Annotated in this window: 22 protein-coding genes; 8 read left to right on the forward strand and 14 right to left on the reverse strand. The window is 68.8% G+C overall.

Annotation, left to right across the window (positions count from 1 at the left end; genetic code table 11):
* Nucleotides 1–2: 2 nt before the first annotated feature.
* The 8 genes from KPL78_RS25550 to KPL78_RS25585 all read right to left on the reverse strand — a co-directional run bounded on the left by KPL78_RS25550 (nucleotide 3) and on the right by KPL78_RS25585 (nucleotide 7,843).
* A complete protein-coding gene (locus KPL78_RS25550; RefSeq protein WP_219765802.1) occupies nucleotides 3–560 on the reverse strand; it encodes a GNAT family N-acetyltransferase in 558 nt (185 codons plus the stop codon).
* The gene (locus KPL78_RS25555) at nucleotides 557–1,726 is read right to left on the reverse strand and encodes a Bcr/CflA family multidrug efflux MFS transporter (RefSeq protein WP_369412856.1); all 1,170 of its coding nucleotides are present in this window, start codon (nucleotides 1,724–1,726) and stop codon (nucleotides 557–559) included. The genes KPL78_RS25550 and KPL78_RS25555 overlap by 4 nt, the downstream gene beginning before the upstream one ends.
* Nucleotides 1,727–1,728: 2 nt before the next feature.
* The gene (locus tag KPL78_RS25560; RefSeq protein WP_219765803.1) at nucleotides 1,729–2,634 is read right to left on the reverse strand and encodes a dihydrodipicolinate synthase family protein; all 906 of its coding nucleotides are present in this window, start codon (nucleotides 2,632–2,634) and stop codon (nucleotides 1,729–1,731) included.
* Entirely contained in the window at nucleotides 2,631–2,945 is a 315-nt protein-coding gene (locus KPL78_RS25565; RefSeq protein WP_219765804.1) for a chaperone modulator CbpM, read from the reverse strand. Before KPL78_RS25565 ends, KPL78_RS25560 begins: the two co-directional genes overlap by 4 nt.
* A gap of 1 nt (nucleotide 2,946) precedes the next feature.
* Nucleotides 2,947–3,882: a DnaJ C-terminal domain-containing protein gene (locus tag KPL78_RS30905; protein WP_432761295.1), complete on the reverse strand. Its 936-nt coding sequence runs from the start codon at nucleotides 3,880–3,882 to the stop codon at nucleotides 2,947–2,949.
* 111 nt (nucleotides 3,883–3,993) lie between these two features.
* Entirely contained in the window at nucleotides 3,994–5,385 is a 1,392-nt protein-coding gene (locus KPL78_RS25575) for a M20/M25/M40 family metallo-hydrolase (protein WP_219765806.1), read from the reverse strand.
* Nucleotides 5,382–7,010: an acyl-CoA synthetase gene (locus tag KPL78_RS25580; protein WP_219765808.1), complete on the reverse strand. Its 1,629-nt coding sequence runs from the start codon at nucleotides 7,008–7,010 to the stop codon at nucleotides 5,382–5,384. The genes KPL78_RS25575 and KPL78_RS25580 overlap by 4 nt, the downstream gene beginning before the upstream one ends.
* An 11-nt stretch (nucleotides 7,011–7,021) precedes the next feature.
* Nucleotides 7,022–7,843 (reverse strand): enoyl-CoA hydratase, encoded by an 822-nt coding sequence (locus KPL78_RS25585; RefSeq protein ID WP_255569432.1) that lies wholly within the window; start codon nucleotides 7,841–7,843, stop codon nucleotides 7,022–7,024.
* Nucleotides 7,844–7,972: 129 nt separating this feature from the next.
* On the opposite strand from KPL78_RS25585, the gene ilvE reads away from it, so the two are divergent.
* The 3 genes from ilvE to KPL78_RS25600 all read left to right on the forward strand — a co-directional run bounded on the left by ilvE (nucleotide 7,973) and on the right by KPL78_RS25600 (nucleotide 12,278).
* Nucleotides 7,973–8,887, forward strand: coding sequence for a branched-chain-amino-acid transaminase (gene ilvE / locus KPL78_RS25590; RefSeq protein WP_219765810.1), 915 nt, complete (start codon nucleotides 7,973–7,975; stop codon nucleotides 8,885–8,887).
* A 254-nt stretch (nucleotides 8,888–9,141) separates the two neighbouring features.
* The gene (locus KPL78_RS25595; protein ID WP_255569433.1) at nucleotides 9,142–10,707 is read left to right on the forward strand and encodes an ABC transporter substrate-binding protein; all 1,566 of its coding nucleotides are present in this window, start codon (nucleotides 9,142–9,144) and stop codon (nucleotides 10,705–10,707) included.
* A 5-nt stretch (nucleotides 10,708–10,712) separates the two neighbouring features.
* Entirely contained in the window at nucleotides 10,713–12,278 is a 1,566-nt protein-coding gene (locus KPL78_RS25600; RefSeq protein WP_219765811.1) for a GMC family oxidoreductase, read from the forward strand.
* Between the two features lie 38 nt (nucleotides 12,279–12,316).
* Here the strand turns inward: KPL78_RS25600 and KPL78_RS25605 are convergent, their stop codons facing one another.
* The 3 genes from KPL78_RS25605 to KPL78_RS25615 are packed head-to-tail and all read right to left on the reverse strand — an operon-like array spanning nucleotide 12,317 to nucleotide 16,143.
* Nucleotides 12,317–14,368: an acetate--CoA ligase family protein gene (locus KPL78_RS25605; protein ID WP_219765812.1), complete on the reverse strand. Its 2,052-nt coding sequence runs from the start codon at nucleotides 14,366–14,368 to the stop codon at nucleotides 12,317–12,319.
* Nucleotides 14,365–15,153, reverse strand: a complete 789-nt coding sequence (locus KPL78_RS25610) for an enoyl-CoA hydratase/isomerase family protein (protein ID WP_219765813.1) — start codon at nucleotides 15,151–15,153, stop codon at nucleotides 14,365–14,367. The genes KPL78_RS25605 and KPL78_RS25610 overlap by 4 nt, the downstream gene beginning before the upstream one ends.
* 15 nt (nucleotides 15,154–15,168) lie before the next feature.
* Nucleotides 15,169–16,143, reverse strand: a complete 975-nt coding sequence (locus tag KPL78_RS25615; RefSeq protein WP_219765814.1) for a Bug family tripartite tricarboxylate transporter substrate binding protein — start codon at nucleotides 16,141–16,143, stop codon at nucleotides 15,169–15,171.
* A 125-nt stretch (nucleotides 16,144–16,268) separates the two neighbouring features.
* Between KPL78_RS25615 and KPL78_RS25620 the strand changes: the two genes are divergently transcribed.
* From KPL78_RS25620 to KPL78_RS25630, 3 genes are all read left to right on the forward strand, one after another.
* Entirely contained in the window at nucleotides 16,269–17,147 is an 879-nt protein-coding gene (locus tag KPL78_RS25620; protein ID WP_219765816.1) for a LysR substrate-binding domain-containing protein, read from the forward strand.
* Nucleotides 17,148–17,562: 415 nt separating this feature from the next.
* Nucleotides 17,563–18,603 carry a histone deacetylase family protein gene (locus KPL78_RS25625; protein WP_219765817.1) on the forward strand — a complete coding sequence of 347 codons (1,041 nt, stop codon included), beginning with the start codon at nucleotides 17,563–17,565 and terminating at the stop codon, nucleotides 18,601–18,603.
* On the forward strand, nucleotides 18,600–19,514 hold the full coding sequence (locus tag KPL78_RS25630; RefSeq protein ID WP_219765819.1) for an aminotransferase class IV: 915 nt from the start codon (nucleotides 18,600–18,602) through the stop codon (nucleotides 19,512–19,514). Before KPL78_RS25625 ends, KPL78_RS25630 begins: the two co-directional genes overlap by 4 nt.
* Nucleotides 19,515–19,551: 37 nt before the next feature.
* On the opposite strand, the gene KPL78_RS25635 is transcribed toward KPL78_RS25630, so the two are convergent.
* On the reverse strand, nucleotides 19,552–21,345 hold the full coding sequence (locus KPL78_RS25635) for a flavin-containing monooxygenase (protein WP_369412857.1): 1,794 nt from the start codon (nucleotides 21,343–21,345) through the stop codon (nucleotides 19,552–19,554).
* A 311-nt stretch (nucleotides 21,346–21,656) separates the two neighbouring features.
* Here KPL78_RS25635 and KPL78_RS25640 point away from each other — a divergent pair, with 311 nt between their 5' ends.
* Both KPL78_RS25640 and KPL78_RS25645 read left to right on the forward strand, forming a co-directional pair.
* Nucleotides 21,657–22,301, forward strand: a complete 645-nt coding sequence (locus KPL78_RS25640; RefSeq protein WP_219765820.1) for a TetR/AcrR family transcriptional regulator — start codon at nucleotides 21,657–21,659, stop codon at nucleotides 22,299–22,301.
* Between the two features lie 27 nt (nucleotides 22,302–22,328).
* Nucleotides 22,329–23,711, forward strand: coding sequence for an amidohydrolase family protein (locus tag KPL78_RS25645; RefSeq protein ID WP_255569434.1), 1,383 nt, complete (start codon nucleotides 22,329–22,331; stop codon nucleotides 23,709–23,711).
* 63 nt (nucleotides 23,712–23,774) lie between these two features.
* On the opposite strand, the gene KPL78_RS25650 is transcribed toward KPL78_RS25645, so the two are convergent.
* Together KPL78_RS25650 and KPL78_RS25655 are read right to left on the reverse strand one after the other, a co-directional pair.
* Nucleotides 23,775–24,737: a tripartite tricarboxylate transporter substrate binding protein gene (locus KPL78_RS25650; RefSeq protein ID WP_219765821.1), complete on the reverse strand. Its 963-nt coding sequence runs from the start codon at nucleotides 24,735–24,737 to the stop codon at nucleotides 23,775–23,777.
* 13 nt (nucleotides 24,738–24,750) lie between these two features.
* Nucleotides 24,751–25,749 carry a tripartite tricarboxylate transporter substrate binding protein gene (locus tag KPL78_RS25655; RefSeq protein ID WP_219765822.1) on the reverse strand — a complete coding sequence of 333 codons (999 nt, stop codon included), beginning with the start codon at nucleotides 25,747–25,749 and terminating at the stop codon, nucleotides 24,751–24,753.
* Nucleotides 25,750–25,766 lie beyond the last annotated feature (17 nt).

The raw sequence follows: 25,766 nt of genomic DNA on the forward strand, positions 1-25,766 counted from the left end.
GGCTACAGCGGGATACGGAACCGTACTCCCTCCTTCCCGCCATAGGCCGCTTCCTTTCGGAACCGCGCCATAAGCATCCCGCCATTCGCCGTAATCACCTTCTGCGACACGACATTATCGGGATCGGTCGTCAGTTCGACATGCCGCAGCCCGACCGCCCGCGCCTCGGGCAGCAGCAATGCCAGGGCCCGCGTCGCATGCCCCTGCCCCCGCTTCCCTGGCACCACCGCATAGCCAATGTGCCCAAGCACATGCGCCGGCAGATCCTCGCTTCCGTTCTGCCAGCGGAAATGGATCGCGCCGCAGAACTGCCCATCCCAGATCCAACGCGTGAACGACGGCAGGCGCGGCACGGTCGACCCATCCGGCAGGGTGATCGGCGCCCCGCGCGCCTCCGGGTCATGCAGGCTCGCCAGGAACGCATCCGCATCCCGCGCGATGGCCGCCAGATGCGCCCGGATCACCGCATCACCCGCGACATTCGCAGGCGACCAGCCACCTTCCAGCGCCGCGACATACTCGGGCAGCGCATCGCGGCATGGTCGGATCAGCATCGTCATCGCGCGAGGAACCGCCGCGAGCACCACCCCGCCACGCCGCACCCGGCGATGACCATCGCCATCGGCACCGCCGTTCCGTCCTGTAAGGCGCCCAGCACCGTCCCCGACAAGGCCCCGATGCTGAATTGCAGCGTGCCCATCAACGCCGAGGCACTCCCTGCCACCGCCCCATGCGGCCCCATGGCAAGTGCGGTCGTCAGCGGCATCACGCCGCCCATCATCGCGACGAAGAAGAACAGCGCCACCAGCATTGCCGGGAAGCCACCGAAACCCGTTTTCGTCACCAACAGCAGCACCAGCCCCGAGACAAAGGGCACCGTGATCGTCACCGGCAGGATGCGCTTCGGCGGGATGCGATGCGCGAGCCGCCCCACGATCTGCCCCATCGCCATGATGCCGAGTGCATTCGCCCCGAAATAGAAGCCGTAATGCCCCGGCGGCACGCCGTTCAACTCCATGAACACGAAGGGCGACCCGCTGATGTAAGTGAACATCCCACCACTGATGAAGCCGCCCGCGAGCGCGAGGCCCAGGAAGCGCCGATCCATCAGCAGCCCGACCCACACGCGCAGCACCGCCGCGAACCCATCCCGCCGGCGCCGTTCGATGGGCAGGGATTCCGGCAGGAACAGGGCGATCACCGCCAGCATCGTCACGCCATAGACCGCCAGCAGCGCGAAGATGCCGCGCCATCCGAAGACCGGCAGCACCGCCCCGCCGACGATCGGTGCAATGACCGGCGCGACGCCCATCACCAGCATGAGCTGCGCCATCAGCCGCACCGAGCCGCGCTCATCCGACACATCCCGCACCATGGCGCGCGCGATGACCATCCCCGAACAGCCGCCCAGCGCCTGGAACAGCCGCGCCACCGTCAGCGTCTGCACATCGGGTGCCAGCGCGCAGGCCGTCGCCGCCACGGTGTAGAGGCTCAGCCCGACGAAGAGCGGTCCGCGTCGCCCGAAGCGGTCCGACATCGGTCCGTACATCATCTGCCCGCAGGCGAGACCGAGGAAGTAGATCGCCAGCGTCCCCTGCACCGCGCCGGGCGAGGCGTTCAGCGACGCCCCCAGCGCCGGCAGCGCCGGCAGATACATGTCGATCGAGAACGGCCCGATCATCGCCAGCGCACCGAGCACCAGCGGCAGTCGAATCCTGTCGAGCACGCTCAGGCCTCGGGCGCGGCGGCGAGAGCCTCGGCAGCAAGCGCGAGCGCCTTCTCCACCGCCACACGGCCCTCGGCCGAGAGCGGCGCCTGGGGCGGGATCGGATCACCGACCGCGAAGCCCTGGATCTGCAAGGCTCCCTTGATGCAGGCGGCGAGGGAATGCGCCGCGAACAGCTCATTCACCCGCCACAGCGCGCGTTGCAGCGTCAGCGCCGCATCCCACTTCCCTGCTCGACACAGCTCATAGAGCCGCACCGACTCCCGCGGGATGGCGCAGGCCGGCCCGGCGAACCATCCCTTGCCGCCGATCATCATCACCGCGAGCGGGATATGGGCGGAGGCCGCGAAGACTTCCATCCGCCCCTCGGTACGGTTCAGCATGGACAGCAGCCGCCCCGTATTGGTCGAGGCATCCTTGATGCCGACGATGCGCGGATGCCGCGACAGCGTGTCGATCGCCGGCAGCGTCAGGTCCGACCGCTGGAAGTTCGGGTTGGTGTAAAGCACCACCGGCTTGTCGGTCGCATCCGCGATGGCGGTGAAGTACGCCACCACCCCGGCCTCCGAGACCGGGAAATAGGCCTCCATGATGGCGAGGATCCCGTCCGCGCCGATCGCCGCATAATCCTTCGCCTGGCGCACCGCGTCGGCCGTCGTCGTCGCGGCGACGCCGGCCACGACCGGCACGCGGCCGCGCGCGGTTTCCACCACGATCTCGACGATCCGCCGCCGCTGCGCCGTGTCGAGATAGGCGAACTCCCCCGTGCTGCCGAGCGGCGTCAGCCCATGGACGCCGGCGTCGATCAGATGCTCCACCAGCCGGCGCAGCTCCGCTTCCAGCACCGCGCCATCCGGCGCGACGGGCGAGACGAGATAGGGAAAGACGCCGTGAAAGCCAGGGCTCATGCCTCGTCCAATTCGCGCAGGATCACCAGCACTTCCTGCCGCGCCGGTTCGGGCAGGCCGTGCATCACATCGCCGACGCGCCGCAGCGCCCGGCGCAGGCCGTGGATCTGGTCGAGCAGGTCGAGCGCGACCTCGACACCCTCATCATTCACGCCCATCGCCTCGCGCAGGTCACGGATCAGGCAGGCGCGGGCGAGGTCGGTCTCGCTGTACTCCGGCGTCTCCGGCGCGATCCAGCCGGCCGAAACCCAGGCTTCCAGCATCGTCGCCTGAAGACGCAGACGGCGCAGGCGGTCGTTCATCTCGGCCATCTCAGCCCTCCATCCCTTCGCGCGGATTCTGGGCCTTCCCGGCGGTCCAGCGCTCGGCGAAGGCTTCCAGATCGGCATCGGGCTTGTCCGGCAGGACGAGGCGCAGCGTGACGAAGGCATCGCCGCGCGATCCGTCGCGCTTCTTCACCCCGCGCCCCTTCAGCCGCAGCACCGTCCCGCTGTTCGATCCCTTCGGAACCGTCACCATCACAGGGCCCGCCGGCGTCGGCACCTCGATCTTCCCACCCAGCACCGCCTCGGTCAGGCTCACGGGCAGGTCGAGCAGGATGTCGTCGTCGCGGCGCTTGTAATGGCGGTGTTCACCCACACTGACCTCCACCATCAGGTCACCGGCCGGCCCACCGCCGATACCAGGCGAGCCCTTGCCGCGCAGCCGCAGCACCTGGCCCTCGCGCGTGCCGGGCGGGATGGTCACGTCGACCGTGCTGCCATCGGGCAGGGTCACGCGCTTGGTCGCGCCGTTCACGGCATCGAGGAAGTCGATGGCGAGCCGCGCATGGATGTCCCCGCCCTGCATGCGGAACTGCGCGCCGCCCGCTCCACCGCGCCGCCGCGCGCCGCGACCGAACAGCGCGCCGAGCAACTCGTCCTCATCCATCATGTCGGCATAGCCGGCATCGGAGGCATAGGGCCCGCCCGCCTCGGCGTGGTCCCGATACCAGCCGGGCGGGGGCTGCGGCGGTCGTTCGTTGCCCGCCGCGTCGATCTCGCCGCGGTCGAAGCGCGCGCGCTTCTCGGCATCGCCCAGGATGTCGTTCGCGGCGGAGACCGCCTTGAACTTCTCCTCAGCCGCCTTGTCGCCGGGGTTCAGGTCGGGATGCAGCTTGCGGGCGAGCTTGCGATAGGCCTTGCGGATGTCGTCCTGCGAGGCGTCGCGCTTCACGCCCAGGACGTCATAGGGATCCTCGTTCACGATACCTCCGTGGAGAAGGTCCCGTCCGGCCGGATATCAGCCGGGCGGGTGCAGATGCTCGCTCAAACCAAAGCTCGCGCAGTTCCGCTTTCAAGGGAACCGCGCGGGCGCGGATCAGGCCTCGGCCAGCGCCGCCAGCATGCGGATGTGGCTGTCGATGCCGCGTTCGAAGCAGACCACGTCGAACTTCTCGTTCGGGCTGTGCACCTGGTCGTCATCGAGACCAAAGCCGACCAGCAGGCAGTCGAGCCCGATGATCTGCTTGATCTGCTCGACCACCGGCAGCGACCCGCCACCGCCCTGCAGGATCGCCGGCTTGCCGAATTCCTCGGTCAGCACGGCCTGGGCGGCGCGGACGAAGGGGCTGTCCGAGGGGATCTCGATACCCTCGCCATGGCTGAAGACCTGGATCTTCACCGTCGCATCCTCGGGGATGCGGTCAATAATGAAGTCGCGGAAGCCGGCGAGGACCTTGGCCGGGCTCTGCCCCTGCACCAGACGGAAGGAGACCTTCGCATGCGCCTCGGACGGGATGACGGTCTTCGCGCCCTCCCCAGTGTAACCACCCCAGATGCCGTTCACATCCGCGGTCGGGCGTGCCCAGAGCCGTTCAAGCGCCGATCGCCCCACCTCGCCCGCCGGCACGGACAGGCCGACGCCGCCGAGGAAAGCTTTCTCGTCGAAGTTCAGACCATCCCATTGCTTGCGGCGTTCAGCCGAGATCTCCTGCACGCCGTCGTAGAAGCCGGGGATCATGATGGTCCCGGCCTCGTCCTTCAGGTCGCCCAGGACGCGGGTGATCAGGTTGATCGGGTTCAGCGCGGATCCGCCGAACAGGCCCGAATGCAGGTCCTTGTTGGCCGCGGTGATGTCCAGCTGGGTGTAGACCAACCCGCGCACGCTGGTGACGATGGACGGCGTCGCCACGTCCCACATGTTGCTGTCGCTGATGACGACGACATCGGCATCACGCAGCGCGTCGGCGTTGGCCTCGAGGAAATCGGGCAGGTGCTTCGACCCCACCTCCTCCTCGCCTTCCACCACGATGGTGATGCGGCAGGGCGGGCCGCCCTGCGTGTCGTGCCAGAAGCGCAGCGCCTCCAGCCAGGTCATCACCTGGCCCTTGTCGTCCACCGCGCCGCGCGCCACGGCGCGCTTGCCGTTGGGGCCGTCCACGAGAACAGGCTCGAAGGGCGGGCTGGTCCACAGCTCCATCGGCTCGGCCGGCTGCACGTCGTAATGGCCGTAGAACAGCAGGTGGCGCTTCGCGCCCGCCGGGCCGGGGTGGTGCCCCAGCACGACCGGATGACCGGCCGTGTCCTTCAGCTCGGCGGTGAAGCCGATGGCACGAAGCTGGCTGGCCAGCCACTCCGCGGCACGCCGGCAATCCGGGGCATGGTTCGGCTGGGCGGAAACCGAGGGGATGCGCAGCCATTCGAACCAACGCGCGCGGGACTCCTCACGCCGCGCGGCGGCATGGGCGAGAATCGTATCGACTGAGGTCATGCTTCCTTGGCCTGGCTGCGCAAGACGTGCTTCTGGATCTTGCCGGTGGAGGTCTTCGGCAATTCGGCGAAGACGATGTGACGTGGAACCTTGAACCCCGCCAGGTGCTGCTTCGCGAAGGCGATCAGCTCCTCCGGCGTGGCCTGGACGCCGGGCTTCAGCTCGACGAAGGCGCAGGGCGTCTCGCCCCACTTTTCGTCCGGCCGCGCCACCACCGCCACCACCGCGACCGCCGGATGCTTGTACAGCGCGTCCTCGACCTCGATGGAGGAGATGTTCTCCCCGCCCGAGATGATGATGTCCTTCGAACGATCCTTCAACTGGATGTAGCCGTCCGGATACTTCACGGCGAGGTCGCCGGTGTGGAACCAGCCGCCCTTGAAGGCAGCAGCCGTCGCGGCATCGTCCTTCAGATAGCCTTTCATCACGACGTTGCCGCGCATCATCACCTCGCCCAGGGAGGCGCCATCCGCCGGCATGGACTCCATGGTCATGGGATCCTTCACGTCGAGGCCCTCGAGCGCGATGTAGCGCACGCCCTGCCGGGCCATCAGCGCGGCGCGTTCATGGGCCGGCTTCGCATCCCATTCCGCATGCCATTCGTTCACCACCGAGGGGCCATAGACCTCGGTCAGGCCATAGACGTGGCAGATGGCGAAGCCCGCGGCCTGCATGGCGGCGAGCACGGCCTCGGGCGGCGGCGCGCCGGCGACGATGAACTTCACCTGATGCGGCAGGTCGCGCTTCTCGGCCTCCGGCGTGTTCAGCAGCGTCGCCATGACGATCGGCGCGCCGCACATGTTGGTCACGGCCTCATCGGCCATCAGCCGCCACATGTCAGGCCCGCGCACCGCGCGCAGGCAGACATGCACGCCGGCCTGCGCCGTGACCGTCCAGGGAAAGCACCAGCCGTTGCAGTGGAACATCGGCAGCGTCCAGAGATAGGAGGGGTGCTTGCCCATCTCCGCCGACAGAACGTTGCCGACCGCGAGCAGATAGGCCCCGCGATGGTGATACACGACGCCCTTCGGCTTGCCCGTGGTGCCGGAGGTGTAGTTGAGCGTGATTGCGTCCCACTCATCCTGCGGCATGGTCCAGGCGAAGGCCGGGTCGCCTTCGGCCAGCAGGGCCTCGTAGCCCATGCCGCCGAGCGTCTCGGCCTGCGCCGCGGCCGGCGCCATAGGGTCGTCCACCTCGATGATCAGCGGCTTCGCCTTGGCCTGAAGCAGGGCGAGGCGGACCACCGGCATGAACTCCTTGTCGACGATCAGCACCTTGGCCTCGCCGTGGTCGAGGATATAGGCGACCGTCGCCGCATCCAGTCGCGTGTTGATGGTGTTCAGCACCGCCCCGGCCATCGGCACGCCGTAGTGGCATTCCAGCATTTCCGGAATGTTCGGCAGCACCGCAGCGACCGTGTCACCGCGCCCGATGCCATGGCGCGCGAGCGCCGAGGCCAGTCGCACGCAGCGATCCCGCAGATCGCGGTAGTTCCGCCGCACCGCTCCATGCACGACGGCCAGCGCCTGCGGGTAGACCTGCGCGACGCGCTCCATGAACAGCAGGGGCGTCAGCGGCTGGTGATTCGCGGCGTTGCGCGCCAGACCCGTCTCGTAATCGGCCATGTGTCCGCTCCTCAGCGATCTTTCCAGACGGGTCGGCGCTTCTCCAGAAAGGCGGCGATCCCCTCCGCGGCGTCGTGCGCCATCAGGTTTTCCGTCATCACGCAGGCGGCCGTGCGATAGGCCTCGGCCAGCGGCCTGTCCACCTGACGGTAGAAGCCCGCCTTGCCCATGCGTATCGTCAATGCCGATCGCGCCGCAATGCGTTGCGCCAGATCATGGGCGGTGGCCATCAGCGCATCCGCCGGCACGACCCGGTTCACCAGGCCCAGCCGCAAGGCTTCCGCCGCCGGGACCATCTCGCCGAGCAACAGCATCTCCATCGCCGCCTTGCGCGGCACCGCGCGCGCCAGGGCTACCGCCGGCGTGGAGCAGAACAGCCCGATATCGACCCCCGGCGTGCAGAAGCGTGCCGGTTCCGCCGCAACGGCCAGGTCGCAGGTCGCCACCAGTTGGCACCCTGCCGCCGTCGCCACCCCCTGCACCGCCGCAACCACCGGCTGCGGCAGCGCCGTGATGGCCTGCATGACGCGCGAACACGTCTCCATCGTGCGGTCGAAGAAGCCGCGCCCGCCATCGGCATCGGCCCGATGAGCGGTCAGTTCCCGCAGATCATGCCCGGCGCAGAAGACCGGCCCGGCCGCGGCCAGGATCACGCAGCGCACGGACGCATCCTCGCCGATTTCGGCCAGGGCGGCCTCCAGCAGGTCCAGCATTGGCAGCGACAGGCTGTTGCGCTGCGCCGGGCGGTTCAGCGTCAGCACCGTCACGCCGCTCGCCCCCCCCTCCCGCAGCAGCATCGGGGCTGCGGTCCCCATCTCCGTTGCCGCGCTCATGGCCCAGCTTCCTCCGCTGTCTCCGCGGTAGAGTAGCGCGCGCGGGGCGCAGCTAGAAGCGGTCCAGCCCTTGCCGGGCGTCCCGCTTCGGGCCAGCCTGCCCCCATTGGTGATACCCGAGGGGAAAGCATGGCCTGGACTGCGCACACCATCATTCAGAACGGCAAGGCCATTCCCTTCGAGGAAGCGCGTATCCATCCGCTGGCTGTCGGCCTCGCCTATGGTGCCTCGGTCTTCGAGGGCATCCGCGCCTACATCAATCCGGTCACGAAGCGCCTGTCGGTCTTCCGGCTCGAGGAACATCTCGTGCGGCTCGACCAGGGCATGAAGTTCATGCGTTTCGACGACCCGCCCTCGCGCGACGAGTTGCGCCAAGGCGTGCTCGATTCGGTGAAGGCCAATGCACCGGACGACGATGCCTATATCCGGCTGCAGGTGCACATCGAAAGCCTCGGCAACCAGTCCACCACGGGTAAGGTCGGCTGGGTCTGCGCCGCCATCCCGCGGGAACGCTCGCCCAAGCGGACCAGCGGGCTCGCCCTCGGCGTCTCATCCTGGACGCGCATCGCCGACAACACCACGCCGGCGCGCATCAAGGCGACGGCGAACTACCACGCCGGGCGCATCGCCACGCTGCAATCCAAGGCCGACGGCTATGACGCGCCCATCCTGCTGACGCGCGAAGGCAAGGTCAGCGAATCCGCCGGCGCCTGCCTGTGCCTGGTGCGCGACGGCGTCATGATCACGCCCGCCCGCGACAGCGACATCCTGGAAAGCGTGACGCGCACCACCGTCATGCAACTCGCCGCGGAACTCGGCGTACCGGTCGAGGAGCGCCGCGCCGACCGCTCCGAGCTCTATGTCGCCGACGAGGTGTTCCTCTGCGGCACCGGGCAGGAGCTGGTGCCGGTGGCGACCATCGACCGGCTGCCGGTCGGCGACGGGAAGCCGGGGGCGATCACGATGAAGCTTCAGGAAGCCTACGAATCCGTCGTGCGCGGGACGACGGACGCCCATGCGGAATGGCGCACACCCGTGGTCTGAGCCGGCGCATCGGACAGGCGCCGTGCCACGCCCGGCTCACGGTGCCCGCCCGGGAAGCGACGCCATGGTGCGGCGCCCCGAACCGCAGAACTGATCACGAAAGCGCTGCGGTCGAATTCATCGCGCCCCGGTCGCCATGCCCGCGTGGCGGGCAGATGCCAGTACGGATCTGCGGTTTTCCCCGCATTCCCACCTTGTTGCACGGGCGGCCGGCATGGTGGTCTGCGCACGACACGAACACAGGAGATGGCGGCATGCCAAGACGATCCCGGACGCGATGGCTCCCGATGCTGGGGCTGCTCGGCAGCCTCCTGCCGGGGGTGCCACAGGCCCAGACATTGTCGGCGGTGCTGGAGGCCGAGATCGTCACGCTCGATCCGCATTTCACGCCGGCCTACATCACCCGCACCTTCGGCTACATGGTCTTCGACACGCTCTTCGCGATGAACGCGGCGGGCGAGGTGAAGCCGCAGATGGTGGACCGCTGGACGGCCTCGTCCGACGGCCTGACCTGGACCTTCACGCTGCGCGACGGGCTGAAATGGCATGACGGCGCGGATGTGACGGCGACAGATGCCGTTGCCTCCCTGCAGCGCTGGTTCACGCGCAGCGCGCTGGGCGGGCGGCTCGGCCGCGCCACCGCGTCGCTCGAAGTGCGCGATCCCAAGACCTTCGTGCTGACGCTGAGCCAGCCCTTCGGCCTGGTACTGGAGACGCTCGGTACCACGTCCTCGCCAGGCCCCTTCATGATGCCCGCGCGGCTCGCCGCGACGCCCGGCACGGAACGCATCCCGGAGATCATCGGGTCCGGCCCGTTCGTCTTCAGCCGGGCCGACCATCGCCCCGGCGACCGCATGCTGCTGCGCCGCAACGCCGCCTATGTGCCGCGCAGTGAGCCGGCCGACCACCTGTCCGGCGGCAAGGTGGTGCGCATCGACGCGCTCGACATCCGCGTGATCCCGGACGGGGCGACGGTCGTCAACGCCATGCGCTCGGGCGAGATCGACTACATGCAGTACGCGCCCTTCGACATGCTCTCCGCGCTGGAACGCGACCGGCGCATCTCGCTGATGAATTTCCAAGGGCTCGAGCAGTTCACCGGGCATTACCGCACCAATGCCGCGTCGGGACCTTTCTCCGACCCCGCGATCCGCCGCGTGCTGCTGTCCCTGGTGGACCAAACCGAGGTGATGACCGGCATGGGCCTCACCGACCGCTATTCGCGGAGCTGCAACGCCTTCTTCATCTGCGGTTCGCCCTATGAGAACGAGGTCGGCACCGAGCCGATGCGCAACCCGTCCATCGAGGCGGCGCGCGCGGCGCTGCGCCAGACCAGCTACAATGGCGAGCCTGTCATCGTGCTCGTGGCGAACGACCTGGAGGCACCGAAGATCTCCTCGGAGATCCTTGCCGACCGGCTGCGCCGGGCGGGCTTCACCGTGGACATGCAGGTGATGGACTGGGCCTCGGTGCTCGCCCGCCGCACACGGCGCGAGGGCTGGTCGGTGTTCGGCGTGCATGCACTCGGCGTCGATCTGCACAACCCGCTGACCAATTCGGTCATCGGCTTCAACTGCACCGGCGCGACCACCGGCGGCTTCCATTGCCAGGAAGCGCTGACGCCGCTGTTCGACGCCTTCGCCGCCGCCCCGACGCTCGCCGAGCGCCAGCGCATCGCCGGCGAGATCCAGGGCATCGTCTATGGCCAGGCGATGGCCGTGCCCTGGGGCCAGTTCGCGCAGCCGGCCGCCTATCGGTCTCAGTTGCGCAATCTGATCCCGTCGGCAATTCCTCTCTTCTGGAATGTGGAGAAGCAGTAGTCGCGATGTATGACGTGATCGTGGTGGGCGCCGGTTCGGCCGGCGCCCCGCTCGCTGCGCGGCTGTCCGAGGATCCCGGGCGCCGCGTCCTGCTGCTCGAAGCCGGGCGTGACTGGCGCGCCGCCGAGGCGCCGCACGCGTTGCGCAGCGCCAACATCATCCCCTTCATGCACCAACCCTCGCACCAGGCGGAATGGCAGTGGCCCGGGCTGCTGACACGGCGAACCAAGGCGCAGGATCCGAAATTCTACTGGCGCGGCAAGGCGCTGGGCGGATCCTCCACGGTCAATGCGCAGATCGCCATTCGCGGCGTGCCTGCTGCCTTCGACGGCTGGGCCGAGGCCGGCTGCGAAGGCTGGGCCGGGTCCGATGTGCTGCCGCTGTTCGACGCCATCGAGGACGATGCCGATACCGGCGTTGCGCCGGGTGTGCGCAAGGGTGGGCCGCTGCCGGTCTGGCGCATGCCGGCGGAACTCTGGGGCTCCGTGGATCGTGCGTTGCGCGATGCGGCACTCGCCGATGGCTATGCCTGGAAGGCGGATCTGAACGCACCGGAGGGCGAAGGGGTCTCCTGCTACCCGATCAATCTGCGGGACGGAAAGCGCATCACGACCAACGACGGCTATCTGGAACCGGCGCGCGGGCGGGCGAACCTGACCATCCGCGGCGAGGCGATGGTCGATCGCGTGCTGTTCGACGGCAGGCAGGCGCGCGGTGTGCGGGTACGCTTCGGCGATGGGCCATGGGAGGAGATCGCGGCACGCGAGGTGGTGCTGTCGGCCGGCGCGATCCACAGCCCGACCATCCTGCTGCGGTCCGGCATCGGGCCGGCGGCGGAACTCGCCGCGCTGGGCATTCCGGTGCTGCATGACCTGCCGGCGGTCGGGCGCAACCTGATGGATCATCCGATCCTGCGGGCGACGCTCGCGCTCAAGCCCGACCATGTCGCGCGCGGACGCGATGCGCGCCACACCAATTGCTGCCTCACCTACAGCAGCGGGCTGGCCGGCGGGGCCGAACGCGACATGATCATGATTGCCTTCAACCATCGCGGCGTCACCGATGACGACCTGCCGTCCTCCTCAGGCGCGATCGGGCTGTCGCTGTATGACGCCTATGCGCGCGGGTCGGTGCGGCTGACCTCTGCCAATCCGGACGCGCAGCCGGTGGTCGAGGAGAACATGCTCGACGACCCTGCGGACCTGCTGCGCATGCGGGATGGGGTGAAGCGACTGGCACGGCTCGTGGCGCGCGATGCGGTGACGGGCATCGCGGAACGCATCACCTTCTGCGAGACCGAACTCAGCCTGGCCGAGGCGGCTGCGCTGCCGGACGCCGAACTGGACCAGGTGATGCTGGAACAGGCGGGCGACATCCAGCATGCCGCCGGCACTTGCAAGATGACGGCGCATGAGGATCCGCGCGGCGTGGTCGATCCCGATCTGCGCGTCCGCGGGGTCGAGGGCCTGCGCGTGGCGGATGCTTCGATCATGCCGACGGATTGCCGGGCGAACCTGCACTTCACCTGCGTGATGATCGGGGAGAATCTGGCGCGACGAATGCGCGCGTGAGACGCGGCCCGGAGGGGCGAGGCCCCTCCGGCTCCACATCAGGTCAGCACCGCCAGCGCATCCGCGGCGCGTGCCCCCTGCCCTTCCGGCATGACGAAGACCGGGTTGATCTCCGCCGTCACCAGGCGATTGTCGAGAGCCTCGCCCATGCGGGCAAAGGCGAGGACCGTGTCGATCAGCGACGCGACGTCGGCCTTCGGCCGGCCGCGGAAGCCTTGCAGCAGCGTCGCGCCACGGAGTTCGGCGAGCATCGATTCCGCCTCGGCCCGGTCGATCGGCAGCAGGCGCAGGGCGGTGTCGTGGAAGACCTCCGCCGCGACGCCACCCATGCCGAGCAGAATCGCGGTGCCGAGATGCGGGTCGCGCTGCAGGCCGAGGATGACCTCCACACCGCCGCGCAACTGTTCCTGGACCAGCAGGCCCTCCGGAGCACGGCCGGTCGCTGCGGTGACGCGGGCGATCATGGCCGCGCCCTCGGCCGCGACATCGGCGGGCTTCACGCCGACGCGCACGCCGCCGACATCGCTCTTGTGCGCGAGGTGGCGGGAGAGCGCCTTCAGCACGACCGTCTCGCCGAGGGTCGCGGCAGCGGCCGCAGCCTCTTCCGGCGTCGCGCAGGCGACCTCGCGCACCGGCGTGACGCCGAAGCGGGCGAAGAGGGCCTTGCTCTCCGCCTCATCCAGCGGACCCGACGGGAGGTCCACAGGCGCTTCCGGCGCAGTGGCTGGCGCGGCGAGCGGCGCGGGCGGCACCAGCGCTGCGAGCATCGTCGCGGCGGCTTCCGGCGCGCTCACCGCCGGGATGCCCTGGCGCTGCAACGCCGCGCCGATCGCCGGCGCATGCGGGCTGAGATAGGCGATCACCGGCTTGTCGCTGATCGCCTGCCCCGCGGCGATGGCATCCGCGGCCAGACGCGGCTGCGCCAGCGCCGAGGAACCGACCACCACGGCGAGCGCATCATAGGTCGGGCTTTCGAGCAGCGCAGCGATGGCGCCGTTCATCACCTCGGACTTCAGGCCGGCGAGAGTGAGGTCGAGCGGGTTCGCCACGGCGACCTCACCCGTCAGCGCGGCGAGGCGCTCGGCGGTCGCCGCATCGGGCGGCGGCAGTTCGAAGCCGGCCAGGCCGAAATTGTCCGCGAGCAGCGCGCCGGCGCCGCCGGTCGAGGTCAGCACGGCCACGCGCTTGCCGCGCACGAGGCGTCGCGTCGCGAGCGCCGAAGCGACGTCGAGCAGGTCGGAGAAGCGCTCCGCACGAATGATGCCGAGCTGGCGGAACAGCGCGTCATACAGCCGGTCCGCGCCGGACAGCGCGCCGGTGTGGGAGATGGCGGCCTGCGCGCCGGCCTCGGACCGCCCGACCTTGTAGGCGACCAGGCGCTTGCCCGCCGCCGCGGCCTTGCACGCGGCTGCACGGAACGCGTCCGGACGGCGGACGCCCTCGATGTAGAGGGCAATCACGTCGGTGCTGTCGTCACCCGCCAAATGGTCGACGACATCGGCGACGTCGATATCGGCCTCGTTGCCCGTCGCGACGAGCTGCGCGAAGCCGATGCCCTGCGCCGCCCCGCGCGACAGCACCGCGCCCAGGATGCCGCCCGACTGCGACACCAGGGAGATGCGCCCGGCGGCGAGGTCTTCCACTTCCAGCGCACCGGAGGCTGAGAGCACGATGCGGTCGGCAAGGTTCACCAGCCCGATCGTGTTCGGGCCGAGCAGGCGCATGCTGCCCGCCGCTTCCTTCAGCCGCGCCTGGCGGTCGCCGCCGTCGCCGCCGGTCTCGGCGAAACCGCCGGCGAGCACGACGGCCGCCGCCGCACCGCGGGCCGACAGGTCACGCACCGCATCCCCGGCGCGTTCGGCGCCGAGCAGCACGATGGCGACATCCGGTGCGTCCGGCAGGCTCGCGACATCAGGGTAGCAGCGCAGGCCACCGATTTCGGCGACGCGCGGATTGACCGGCCAGATCGCGCCGCCGAAGCCATGGCGTTGCAGGTAGCCGACCGGGCGGCCCGTGGTCTTCGTAGGATCGGCGGAAGCACCGATGACGGCGACGCTGCGCGGGCGCAGCAGGCGATCGAGGCCGCTCATTTCTTCGACTTCGCGAGGAAGGCGGCGACCGAGGCGCGGTGCTCGCCGGTGGTGTAGCACATGGCCTGGGCCTTGGCGCCCTCGGCGAGGACGTCCTCGAAGCTCATCTCGAAGGTGCGGTCCATCACCGACTTCGCCAGCGCGATGGAGGCAAGCGAGCCCGCCGAGAGTTCGCGTGCCCAGCCTTCCGACGCGGGCAGCAGTTCCCCATCCGGGACAACGCGTTCGACCATGTTCATGGTCAGCGCCTCGGCCGCGCCGACGCGGCGGCCGCTGAACACCAGCTCCTTCGCGCGGGCCAGGCCGACGCGGCGCGGCAGGAAATACATGCCGCCACCATCGGGGATCAGGCCTCGGGCGATGAAGCTCATGGTGAAATGCGCGCTCTCGGCGGCGACGATGAAGTCGCAGCACAGGGCGACGTCGGCGCCGAGGCCCGCCGCCGCACCGTTCACCGCGGCGATGGTGGGCTTGGGGAAGTTATGCAGCAGCGCGACGGCGCGATGCGTGCGGCCCTGGCGGCGCCAGCCGTTGAAGGCCACGTCCTCCTGCGGGGCGCTCAGGCGCTGCTGCATGCCGCGCACATCGCCACCGGCACAGAAGGCAGTGCCGGTGCCGGTGACGACCAGGGCGCGGACCGCCGGATCGACGGCGGCGTTCTCCAGCGCGTCGATCATGAGGGCGCGCGTCGCGTCGTCGATGGCGTTGCGGCGATCGGGGCGGTTCAGGCGCAGCGTGGCGACGCCGTCGGTGACCGTCAGGACGATCGGGGTTTCATCGGTCATGGCAAATGGGTCCTGTCATTCCACGCGGAGCTGGGCGCGTTCGACCACGCGACGCCAGCGGGCACGATCCTCGGCCAGCAGGGCGGCGAGGTCCTCGGGGCGGGCGCTCGGCGCGATCTCGTCCACGCCGTTCTCCGTGAGGCGGCGCTTCACCTCGGGGTCCGCCAACGTCGCGTTCAGGGCACGATGCAGGATGGCGATGCGGTCTGCCGGCGTGCCGGCGGTGGCGAGGATGGCGTACCAGGTGGCGGAATCGAGTTCGGGGAAACCCTGCTCGACGCTGGTCGGCACGTTGGGCAGGGCGGCGGATCGCGTGCGTCCGGCAATGGCCAGCGCCCGCAGGCGCCCGGATTCGATATGCGGCTGCAGCGGTGCCGAGGCGTTGGTGAGGATGTCGAGCCGTCCGGCCAGCACATCGGTCAGTGCAGGGCCGGTGCCGCGGTAATGCACCGGGTCGAGTTCCACCCCGAGCACCACGCCGATCATCGCGCCCAGCGCGTGGCCGGTCGTGCCGACGCCAGGCGTACCGTAGCGCAGGGGATCGGAGGCGGCGCGCGCGACGCGCTGGAGATCCGCCAGCGTCTGCGCCGGCACCGAGGGATTCACCGTGATCACGTTCGGCGCGGCGCCGATGAAACCAACCGGCGCGAAGTCCTTCACCGGGTCATAGGGCAGGCGCGGCTGCACCAGGGAGGAGATCATGAAGCTGCCGCTTCCGGCGAGCAGCATGGTGTAGCCATCGGCCGGCGCCTTGGCGACCACGTCGTTGCCGATGAGGCCGCCGGCGCCGCCACGGTTCTCGACCACAACGGGATGGCCGAGGCGGGTGGCCATGCCCTCGGCGATCAGGCGGCCAACGATGTCGTTGCTGCCTCCGGCGGTGAACGGGATGATCAGGCGCAGCGGGCGGTCTGGGAAGGTGCCCTGCGCGAAGGTGGGGCGCGACAGGGGCAGCAGGGCAGCGAGCGCCAGGGCTTGGCGGCGGTTCATGGACAGACCTCCTTGCCGGATTTCGGATGCCGGCATTGTCGAGATGCGGCCTGTCTGTGCCGATCTGCAGCGGCGGTCGAGGCTGGAATCTTTGTCCTACCCCAACATCATGTTAGGCTACAGTGATGGATCGCCTGCCGCCGCTCGCAGCCCTGCACGCCTTCGCGCTGGCGATGGAGGGCGGCAGCCTGGCCGCGGCCGCGGCGCGGCTGAACGTGACCCAACCAGCCATCAGCCGGCGCGTGCGGGAGCTGGAGGCCGCGCTCGGCGTCACCCTGCTGCGACGGGGCGCAAATGCCGTGGTGCCGACGGAAGCCGGCGCGCGCTACGCCGCCGCGCTGCGCCAGGCCTTCGACAGCATCGCGGCGGCGACGGCGGAACTCGGGGCCGGGCCGGCGGCGCCGCTGCGGGTGCGCGCCTACACCACCTTCGCCCTGCGCTGGCTGATCCCGCGCCTGCCGCATTTCCGCGCCCTTCATCCGGGCGTCGAGATCGAGGTGGCGACCTCCACCGCGCCCGAGGTGGATTTCGCGCGCGAGGGGCTGGACGCCGCCGTGCGCAGCAGCGCCGGGCCGCCACTGAAGGGCGCCTTGCGGCTGCAGCCCATCACCGTCGTCCCCTATGCCACGCCGGCTGCGCTGCGGCGGGCGGGCGCGGCACATCTGACGCGGCTGGGCAGTCGCATCCGGCCGGGGGATTGGGCGGTGTGGCTGCAGGCGCAGGGCGAAGGTGCGAGCGGTCATACGCTGCTGTTCGAGAGCACCTCGCTCGCCATCCAGGCGGCGTTGGAGGGGCTGGGCGCGGTGATCTGCCCGCCCTCCTACGTCACGGAGGAAGTCCGGCAGCGGCGCCTGACGCCCCTGCCGGGCGGTGAAGCCGCGACGGGCGAGCATTACTGGTTGCTGCTGCCGCCTGGCCGGCAACGCCCCGCCGCTGCCTGGTTCCGCGACTGGCTGGTGACGGAGGCGCATGGCGGTGCACCGGCGGGCCAGGAAATCGAATAACGACGAATTTCGTCGGGCGGGCCTTAGAAGAATTGGAGGGCCTTTCCCCTCCAAACCACCCCACCACCGGGACCCATTCACGTTGCTGCGCAACGCGAGTGGGAGCCCGCATAGGCCCGAGGCCTTTGGAACCCGTCACTTGGCGCTGGGCGCCGCTGACAGGAAAGGCGCCGAGACCTGCACTTGCGCACAAAGCGCGCTGTAAGGGCGCCGGAGGTCTTTCATGCCGGGCGCCGAGTGTCCGGCTTTCAAAATGATCTATCATTTGGCGGGGTGGTCCGGAGGGGCAGAGCCCCTCCGGTTCCTTGGTGGGCCAGAAAGGCATCAAGCCGCCCCTTGCTGCGTCACGGGGATACTGGCACCGTCCTGAAAATCGAATTCCTTCGAATTCGAGACGCCCTTTGGGACCATGCCGATGAAGGCCTTCTTCTCCCCGCATCACGCAGGGCATCGCCCCAGCCAGACTTTCCGGCATGGCCGGATCGTCGCGAACCGTGACCTGCCGACGCGGGCGGAGAACATCCTCACCGCGTTGCGCCAGGACGGGCACACGCTGCTGAACGCGGCACCGCATGGCATGACGCCGATCGCGGCGGTGCATACGCCGGAATATCTCGACTTCCTGGAACAGGCCTGGGTGGAGTGGCGGAAGATCGAGGGCGCGTCGGAGGACGTGTTTCCTTATATCTTCCCCGTGCGTGGCATGGACCATGGCTACCCGACCTCGATCGTCGGGCGGGCCGGCTATCATATGCATGATTGCTGGGCGCCGATCGGGGAGCACACCTGGGCGGTCGCGCGGGATTCGGCGAACCTCGCGGTGGAGGCGGCGGAGCATCTGCTGAAGGGGGAACGCGCGGTCTATGCGCTGTGCCGGCCCTCAGGGCATCACGCCTTCCCCGACATGGGCGGGGGCAACTGCTTCCTGAACAATGCAGCGATCGCCACGCAGCATCTGCGGCGAAGCTTCGGGCGCGTCGCGCTGATCGATGTCGACGTGCATCACGGCAACGGGTCGCAGGGCGTGTTCTGGCGGCGCGATGACGTGCTGTTCGTCTCTCTGCATCGCGATCCGATCGACTATCATCCGTACTTCGCGGGCCATGCGCATGAACGCGGCGAGGGAAACGGGCTCGGCTTCAACCTGAACCTGCCGCTGCCGGCGCGGACCAGCGACGACGCGTTCCTCGCAGCGCTGGAGACTGCCTGCACACGCATCGCGGCCTTCCAGGCGGAGGCGCTGGTCGTGTCACTCGGTGTCGATGCGCATGAGGATGACCCGACCGCGGGCCTAGCCGTCACCTTCAATGGCTTCCGCCGCATCGGCGCGCGGCTCGCCGCGCTGAACCTGCCGACCGTGCTGGTGCAGGAAGGCGGCTACAACATGGACACCATCGCGCGCTGCGTCGCCGGCGCGCTGGCAGGCTTCGAAGGACGGGAGACCACCGCAGCATGAACGCGATCGACGAAATGGCCGCGGCGCAGGGCGTGGCTTATATGGACGGGCGGTTCATGCCGCTCGCCGAGGCCTCCATCCCCATCCTCGATCGCGGCTTCCTGCGGTCGGACGTCACCTATGACGCGCTGCATGTGTGGAAGGGCCGCTTCTTCCGCATGCAGGACCATATCGACCGGTTCCGTGCCTCCATCGCCGGGCTGCGCATGTCCCTGCCGCACACCGACGAAGAACTGCGCGACATCCTGATGGAATGCGTGCGTCGCACCGGATATCGCGATGCCTTCGTCATGGTGATGTGTTCGCGCGGGGTGCAGCCGCCGGGGACGCGGGATCCGCGGCTGTGCCGCAACCGGCTCTATGCCTATGTCACGCCCTTCCTGTGGATCGCGAATGAAGAACAGCGGCGCGACGGGCTGAAGCTGATCCTCGCCAAGACGCAGCGCATCCCGCCGGAATCGCTCGACCAGCGGATCAAGAACTTCCACTGGCTCGACCTGACGATGAGCCTCTTCGAGGCCTATGACCAGGATGCGCACACCACCGTGCTGCCGCTGGCCGACGGCACCGTGACGGAAGGGCCGGGCTACAACATCTTCATCGTCAAGGACGGTGCCCTGGCGACGCCGAACCGCGGCCTGTTCGAAGGCATCACGCGTCGCACCGTCACCGAGATCGCCGCCGACCTCCAGATGCGCTGCGAGGTGCGGCCGGTGCGCGTCGAGGAACTCGACGAGGCGGATGAGATGTTCACCTCGACCACCGCGGGCGGGATCACGCCGGTGACGTCGTACAACGGAAAGGCGCTCGGCGACGGCACGCCGGGGCCGATCACGCGGCGGATCCTCGACCTCTACTGGAAGCGGCACGAGGATGAGGCGCTGACGACGGCAGTTGCTTACGACGAGTGAGGTCGAACGGAGAGTGGCAGAGTCCCTCTCCGATCCATCAGTGCGCCAGCCCCTTCGGATCGAAGACCGGGGTCTGGATCCCGAGCATCCGCGCCTTGATCTGCAGCGCGAGGATACGCGAGTAGAACCGCACCTGCTGCAGGTTGCCCCCTTGCAGCCACAGCCCTGGCTGGCGCGTCGGCTTCCACATGGCGCGCAGTTCACCGACCCAGGGGCCAGGATCGCGCCGCGTGTCGGAACCGAGCCCCCAGACATGGCCGACGCGATCCGCCACCTCGGGCGAGATAAGCTGCGCGATCCAGGTCTCCATCGGGTCATAGCCGGTGGCATAGACGATCAGATCGGCCTCCAGCACGGAGCCATCCGACAATTCCACGCCCTCGGGCAGCAGCCGCGTCACCTGCACGCGGCTGCGCAGCGCGATCTCGCCATTGGCGACAAGTTCGGAAGCGCCGACATCGATGTAATAGCCCGAGGCACGGCGCAGATACTTCATCGACAGGCCGGTGTCGTCTTCGCCGAAATCCAGCATGAAGCCGGCCTTTTCGAGCCGTGCATAGAACGCGGCGTCATGCGCCCGGATCTCGGGGTAGAGGCGGCGATGCAGTTCCGCGACCATCGAGTACGGGCGAGACGCAGCCACGAAATCCGCCTGCTCCGTCGTGATGCCGGCGGCGAGCGCGTCCTCGGAGAAGATCTTGCTGGTGATGAAGCGGAACAGGGTCTCGGCCCGCGCGACCAGGGTCGAGGATCGCTGCACCATCGTCACCTGCGCGCCGTGCTCCCACAGATCAGCACAGATGTCGTGCGCCGAGTTGTTGGACCCAATGACGACCACCTTGCGCCCCGCATAGGCCGCGCCGCTGTCGAAGGCGCTGGAATGGCACTGCACGCCGCGAAAGGTCTCGGCCCCGGGGAAGCGCGGGATGGCGGGCGCGCCGGACATGCCGGTGGCGATGACGAGCTGCTTCGGATGCAGCGTGACGGGCGTGCCGTCGCGCTCGACCTCCACGGTCCAAGTGCCGGTCGCCTCGTCGAAGCGGGCATTGCTGGCGGTGGTGGAGCCCCAGAAGGCGATCTCCATCAGATCGGCATAGGCCTCGAGCCAGTCGCCCATGCGGTCCTTGGCAATGTAGAATGGCCAATGGTCCGGGAAAGGCATGTAGGGCATGTGGCAGGCCCAAATCGGGTCATGCAGATGCAGCGAGCGGTAGCGCCGCCGCCAGGCATCCCCGGGCCGCTTCAGGCTGTCGATGACGAGGGTCGGCACGCCCAGCCGGTTCAGCCGCGCCGCCAGCGACAGCCCGCCCTGGCTGCCGCCGATGATGAGACAATAGGGCTGCTCCGTTGTGCCGAGCGCCGCCTCGCGCGCAGCGCGCCGTTCCACCCAGGTCTGGCGGCCACGATACGCGCCGTGCTCGACGCCCATCTCGCGCCGACGCCCGGTGTGCTCCTCATGGCCCTTGATCTCGACGGCGGCGGTGAAAAGCGTGCGGCACAGGCCATCGACCAGCCGCACGTGACCGCGGCCGCGCAACGACGCGGTCTCGAAGCGGAACCAGGCTTCGACGGTGCCGTCCGTCTCGCGGCCGCTGCCAGGTTCGATGGTGATGCCGGCGGGCGCCGTATCGGCGAGGCAGGCATCGAGCATTGCCCCGATCTCTGCCGGCCCGTCGAAGGTGGCGATCGACCAGGTGAAGCAGAGCAGATCGCGCCACTGTCCGTCCTGGCGGAACAGGGCCAGCGCATCCGGTGTCGCGCGCGCCCCGAGCGCCGCGGCCAGGCGCGCCAGCCACGCCTTGGCCTGATCCTCTGCGGTAAGTTGCAGCACGAGCCGGATTCCTTGCAGGATTGGCGAAGGCGCGATCACGCCCGTCGGATGGCCGAGGATCGCAGAGGCTGGCGCGATCACGCAAGGCTGAGTCAATTTTCTTCGAGTAATTGCGCCAATTTCTTCTGATCCGTGTGCATGACGGCCATGGAATCCGAATGAATTCGGATTTCAGCTTGACCAAAGCCCGCATCACTCCCCAAGCTGTAATCTTGGGCATCGTCGGATCGGGCGCCTCCCGCCCCGCTGCTTTGCCCGGCTGCACCCGCCAGCACATCGCCCGCAACGCAGTTCCGAGGACCAGCCCCCCCATGCCGCTCAGACCCGGTCCGCCGCAACGCCAGGCTCGCGGCAGGCTGCGGATCGAGAAGATCCTCGATGCCGCCGACCAGGTGATCGCGCGGCAGGACGTGACCGACCTCAGCCTGCAGGAGGTCGCACAGCAGGCGCAGCTCCCACCTGCATCCCTCTACCACTATTTCTCGACCAGCCAGTCGCTGCTGATGGAACTCGCGCGGCGCTACCACACCGCCTTCGAGGCCCTGGCGTCGCACCGGATCGACCATGACCGGCTCACGCAATGGAGCGATCTCTGCGTCTTCCACGCTGACCTTGCCCTGCGTTTCTACCATGAGCATCCGGTCGCGATGCGGCTCTTCCTCGGCCCGCAAAGCGGGTGGGAGATCCGCGCAGCCGACCTCGCCACCAACCGGCGCATCGGCGGCCTCCACTACCGCAAGCTGATCCAGCATTTCACGGTGGCGGAGAGCCCCGCGCTGGAGGAAGCCTTCGCGATCTCGGTGACGATCTCGGATTCTATCTGGGCGCTGTCCTTCGCGCGCAGCGGCTCCGTCGAGCCGGACATGGCAGCCGAGGCGATGCGCGCGCGCCTGGCCTATCTGCGCCTCTATGTCGGCGAATTCGTGGAGAAGCGCGCAGCGCCGCTCGATGCCTGACGGCGTCTACTCAAGGACGATGACTGCATGCTGACCGATCCCGGGACCACCGCGATCTTCGGAAGCTTCGCGCTGACGGAACAGGACGGCGCGCAGGCCGTGCTGCGCGACCATTGGGTGTTGCTCGAAGGCCGGCGCATCGCCGCCGTCACGCCGACGCGGCCGCAGGCCGATGTCGTGCTGGACCGGCCGGGGCGCTTCCTCCTGCCGGGTCTGATCAACCTGCACAACCACTGTTTCAGCGAGATGCTCGCCCGCACCCACACCGAGGACGGTGCCGGGCGGAAGAACAACAAGAGCATCGTCTACACCGTGCTGATGCCGCTGAGCCGGCGCGGTCTGGAGCTCTACACGCCCGAGGAACGCATGGCCGTCGCGCGGCTCGGCGTGCTGCAGTTGCTGAAGGGCGGCAACGCCACGGTCATGGAACCCTTCCGCAACGGCCTGCCCGAGATGTTCGCCGCGGCCGAGGAGATGGGGCTGCGCTTCTACGGAGCGCCCTACCTGTTCTCGACCGCCGATGCGGTGGCCGGCGCGGATGGCGTGGTGCGCTATGCCGGCGATGATGGCGCGGCAGATCTCGCGGCCTGGAACGCGCTGTACGACACCTGGGAAGGACGCGATGACGGGCGCATTCGGCTCGCGATGAGCCCGCATGCCACGGATACCGTCGGGCCGGACCTGTTCCGCACGGCAACCGCGCGCGCGCGGGAGCTCGGCGTGCCGAACACCACGCATCTGGCGCAGAGTCCCGGCGAGGTCGCGACCATCCGCACGCGCTACGACCGCACCCCGGCGGAGTATCTCGACTGGCTCGGCGTGCTGGGGCCGGACCTGCTGGCGGCGCATTGCGTGGATTGCACGGATGACGACCTCCGACTGATGGCCGCGCGAAGGACGACGGTGCTGAACTGCCCGCGCGTCTTCGCCCGCGCCGGCACCGTCGCAAGCTACGCGCATTTCCGCGCGCACGGGCTGCGCACGGTGATCGGGACGGACGGCTACAACCTCGACCTGCTGGGGGAGATGAACGCGGCGGCAATCATCTCCAAGACCAGTGCGGGGTCGGCGACGGTCGCCTCGGCGCCTGAGCTGATCGACGCCGTGACGCGTGACGCGGCGGCGGCGATCGGACGAGACGACCTCGGCGTGATCCGTCCCGGCGCGCGGGCGGACATCACCGCGATCGATGTCGGGCACCCGCACCTGCAACCGCTGTACGAACCGCGGCGCGCCCTGGTCTGGCTGGCGAACCGGGCGAATCTGGATCTGGTACTGGTGGATGGCCGGCTGCTGATCGAAGGCGGGCGGTACATCCATGCGGATGAGGCCGCGATCACCGCTGCCGGCGTCGCGGCGATCGGCAAGATCTGGGACCTGCCGCAGGCCCAGGCAGCCTTCGCGGGGTGAGGTGGTTCCGGAAGGGGCTCTGCCCCTCCCGGTCTCACGGCTCGGAAAAAGCGGCGGCGGGTATCAGTCGATATTCAGGTTCAGCCGCCGCACCATCCGTTCCTCATACACCGCCCGGTCGCGCGCGAAGGCCGTGTAGTCGGCCGGTCCGAGATATTCGTCCGGCATGTCATTGCGGCGCATATAGGCCTGGATCTGGTCGCTGAACTGCATGCGCTTGAAGGCCTGATGCAGGAATTCGGTGATCTCGGGGTCCATGCCCTTCGGCCCGGCAATGCCATAGGGTGAGGTGACGACCATGTTGTAGCCGAGGTCGTTCAGCGTAGGCACGTCGGGGAAGGCGCTCAGCCGCTGCCGCGTCCAGACCGCGAGCAGCTTCAACTGCCCTGATTCCACATTGGGCTGCCAGGCGTTGGAATTGGCAATCAGGTCCACGCTCTTCGCCAGCAGGGCGGTGATGTTCTCGCTGGTGCCGCGGAAGGGGACGTGGATCATCGTCACACCTTCCTTCTCGCACAATTCCTCCTGCGCCAGGTGGTTGGAGGTCGCGATGCCGGAGGTCGCGTAGGAGAGCTGCCCGGGCCGGGCACGTGCGGCGGCCCACATCTCGGCCAGCGTGTTCCAGCCGGAATCCGGCCGCACCACATGGCCGAAGACGAAGCCGGATTGCTGCATGATGTAGGTGAAGTCGTTCACCGGGTCCCAGGTCTGCCGCCGCGTCAGGAAGGGATGGCGGATCACCGACAGGTGATGGTGCGCGATGGTGTAGCCATCAGGACGCGTCTGGGTGACGAGTTGGATCGCCGCCAGCGTGCCGCGCGCGCCGGGGCGGTTCTCGATGATCAGCGGCTGGCCGAATTCCTGCTGGAAGATCTCGGCCTGCAGCCGCATGAAGCCGTCCAGTGTGCCGCCCGGCGCCCAGGGGATCATGAACTTCACGGGACGGTTCGGGTACCGCCCCTGGCCCAGTGACGGACGGGCGAGCAGCGGCAGCGCCGTTGCCGCGATCAGCGTGCGACGAAGCATCGATGCGCCCCCCTCAGCCGTCCAGCGTCAGGCCAAGGCGGCGGACCATCGCCTTCTCGTATTCCACGCGCTCCGCGATGAAGGCGCGGTAGGTCTGCGTGTCCTGGTAGACGAGCGGCATGTCGAAGCGCGAACGGATCTCGGCGTTCTGCGGCGACATCAGCGCTTCCTTCATCATGTCGTGCAGTGTGCGGACCACGCCTTCATCCATGCCCTTCGGGCCGCTGACGCCGTAAGGCGATGTCACGACCAGATCGTATCCGAGCTCCTTGAGCGTCGGGACATTCGGGAAGCGCTGGACGCGTTCCGCGGTCCAGACGGACAGCGCGCGCATCTGATTGTTCTCGACGAAAGGCGCCCAGGTGGAGCTGTCGCAGACCATGTCCACCTGGCCGCCGAGCACGGCCGTCACCGCCTCGTTGGACCCGCGGAACGGGACGTGGGTGAGCTGGACGCCCTCCTTTTCCTGGATCGTCTCCATGGCCAGGTGGTTGGTCGTGCCGATGCCCGAGGTGGTGTAGTTGAGCTTGCCCGGATTGGCCCGCGCGTAGGCGATCATTTCCTGCCAGGTCTGGAAGCGGCTGTCCGCCTTGACCGCACAGCCGAACAGCCAGCCGGTCATGCCGATGATGTGGGTGAAGTCGCCCACCGGGTCCCATTGCGGGGTGCGCATCATCCAGGGCCGGCGGAGCACCGACAGGTGCATCTGGGTCAGGGTGTAGCCGTCCGGCCTTGACTGTTGCGCGACCTGCATGGGCCCCAGCGTCCCGCCCGCCCCGGGGCGGTTCTGGATGATGAAGGGCTGGCCGGCCTTCGCGCTGACGAGATCGGCGATGGAGCGCAGCTGCGCGTCGGCCGAGCCGCCCGCGGGCCATGGCACGACGAGCTGGATGGGGCGGTCGGGAAAGCGCCCCTGTGCGCGGGCCAGCCCCGGCACGGCAAGGCTGGCCGCCCCCGCCGCCAGCAGCAGGCGGCGCGTGGGCAGAAAGCGGGTGTTGTCCCGGACGGGCATGCGGACGTTCCTTTTTC

Source organism: Roseomonas alba (assembly GCF_019430885.1).
In the GTDB taxonomy this organism is placed as follows: domain Bacteria; phylum Pseudomonadota; class Alphaproteobacteria; order Acetobacterales; family Acetobacteraceae; genus Neoroseomonas; species Neoroseomonas alba.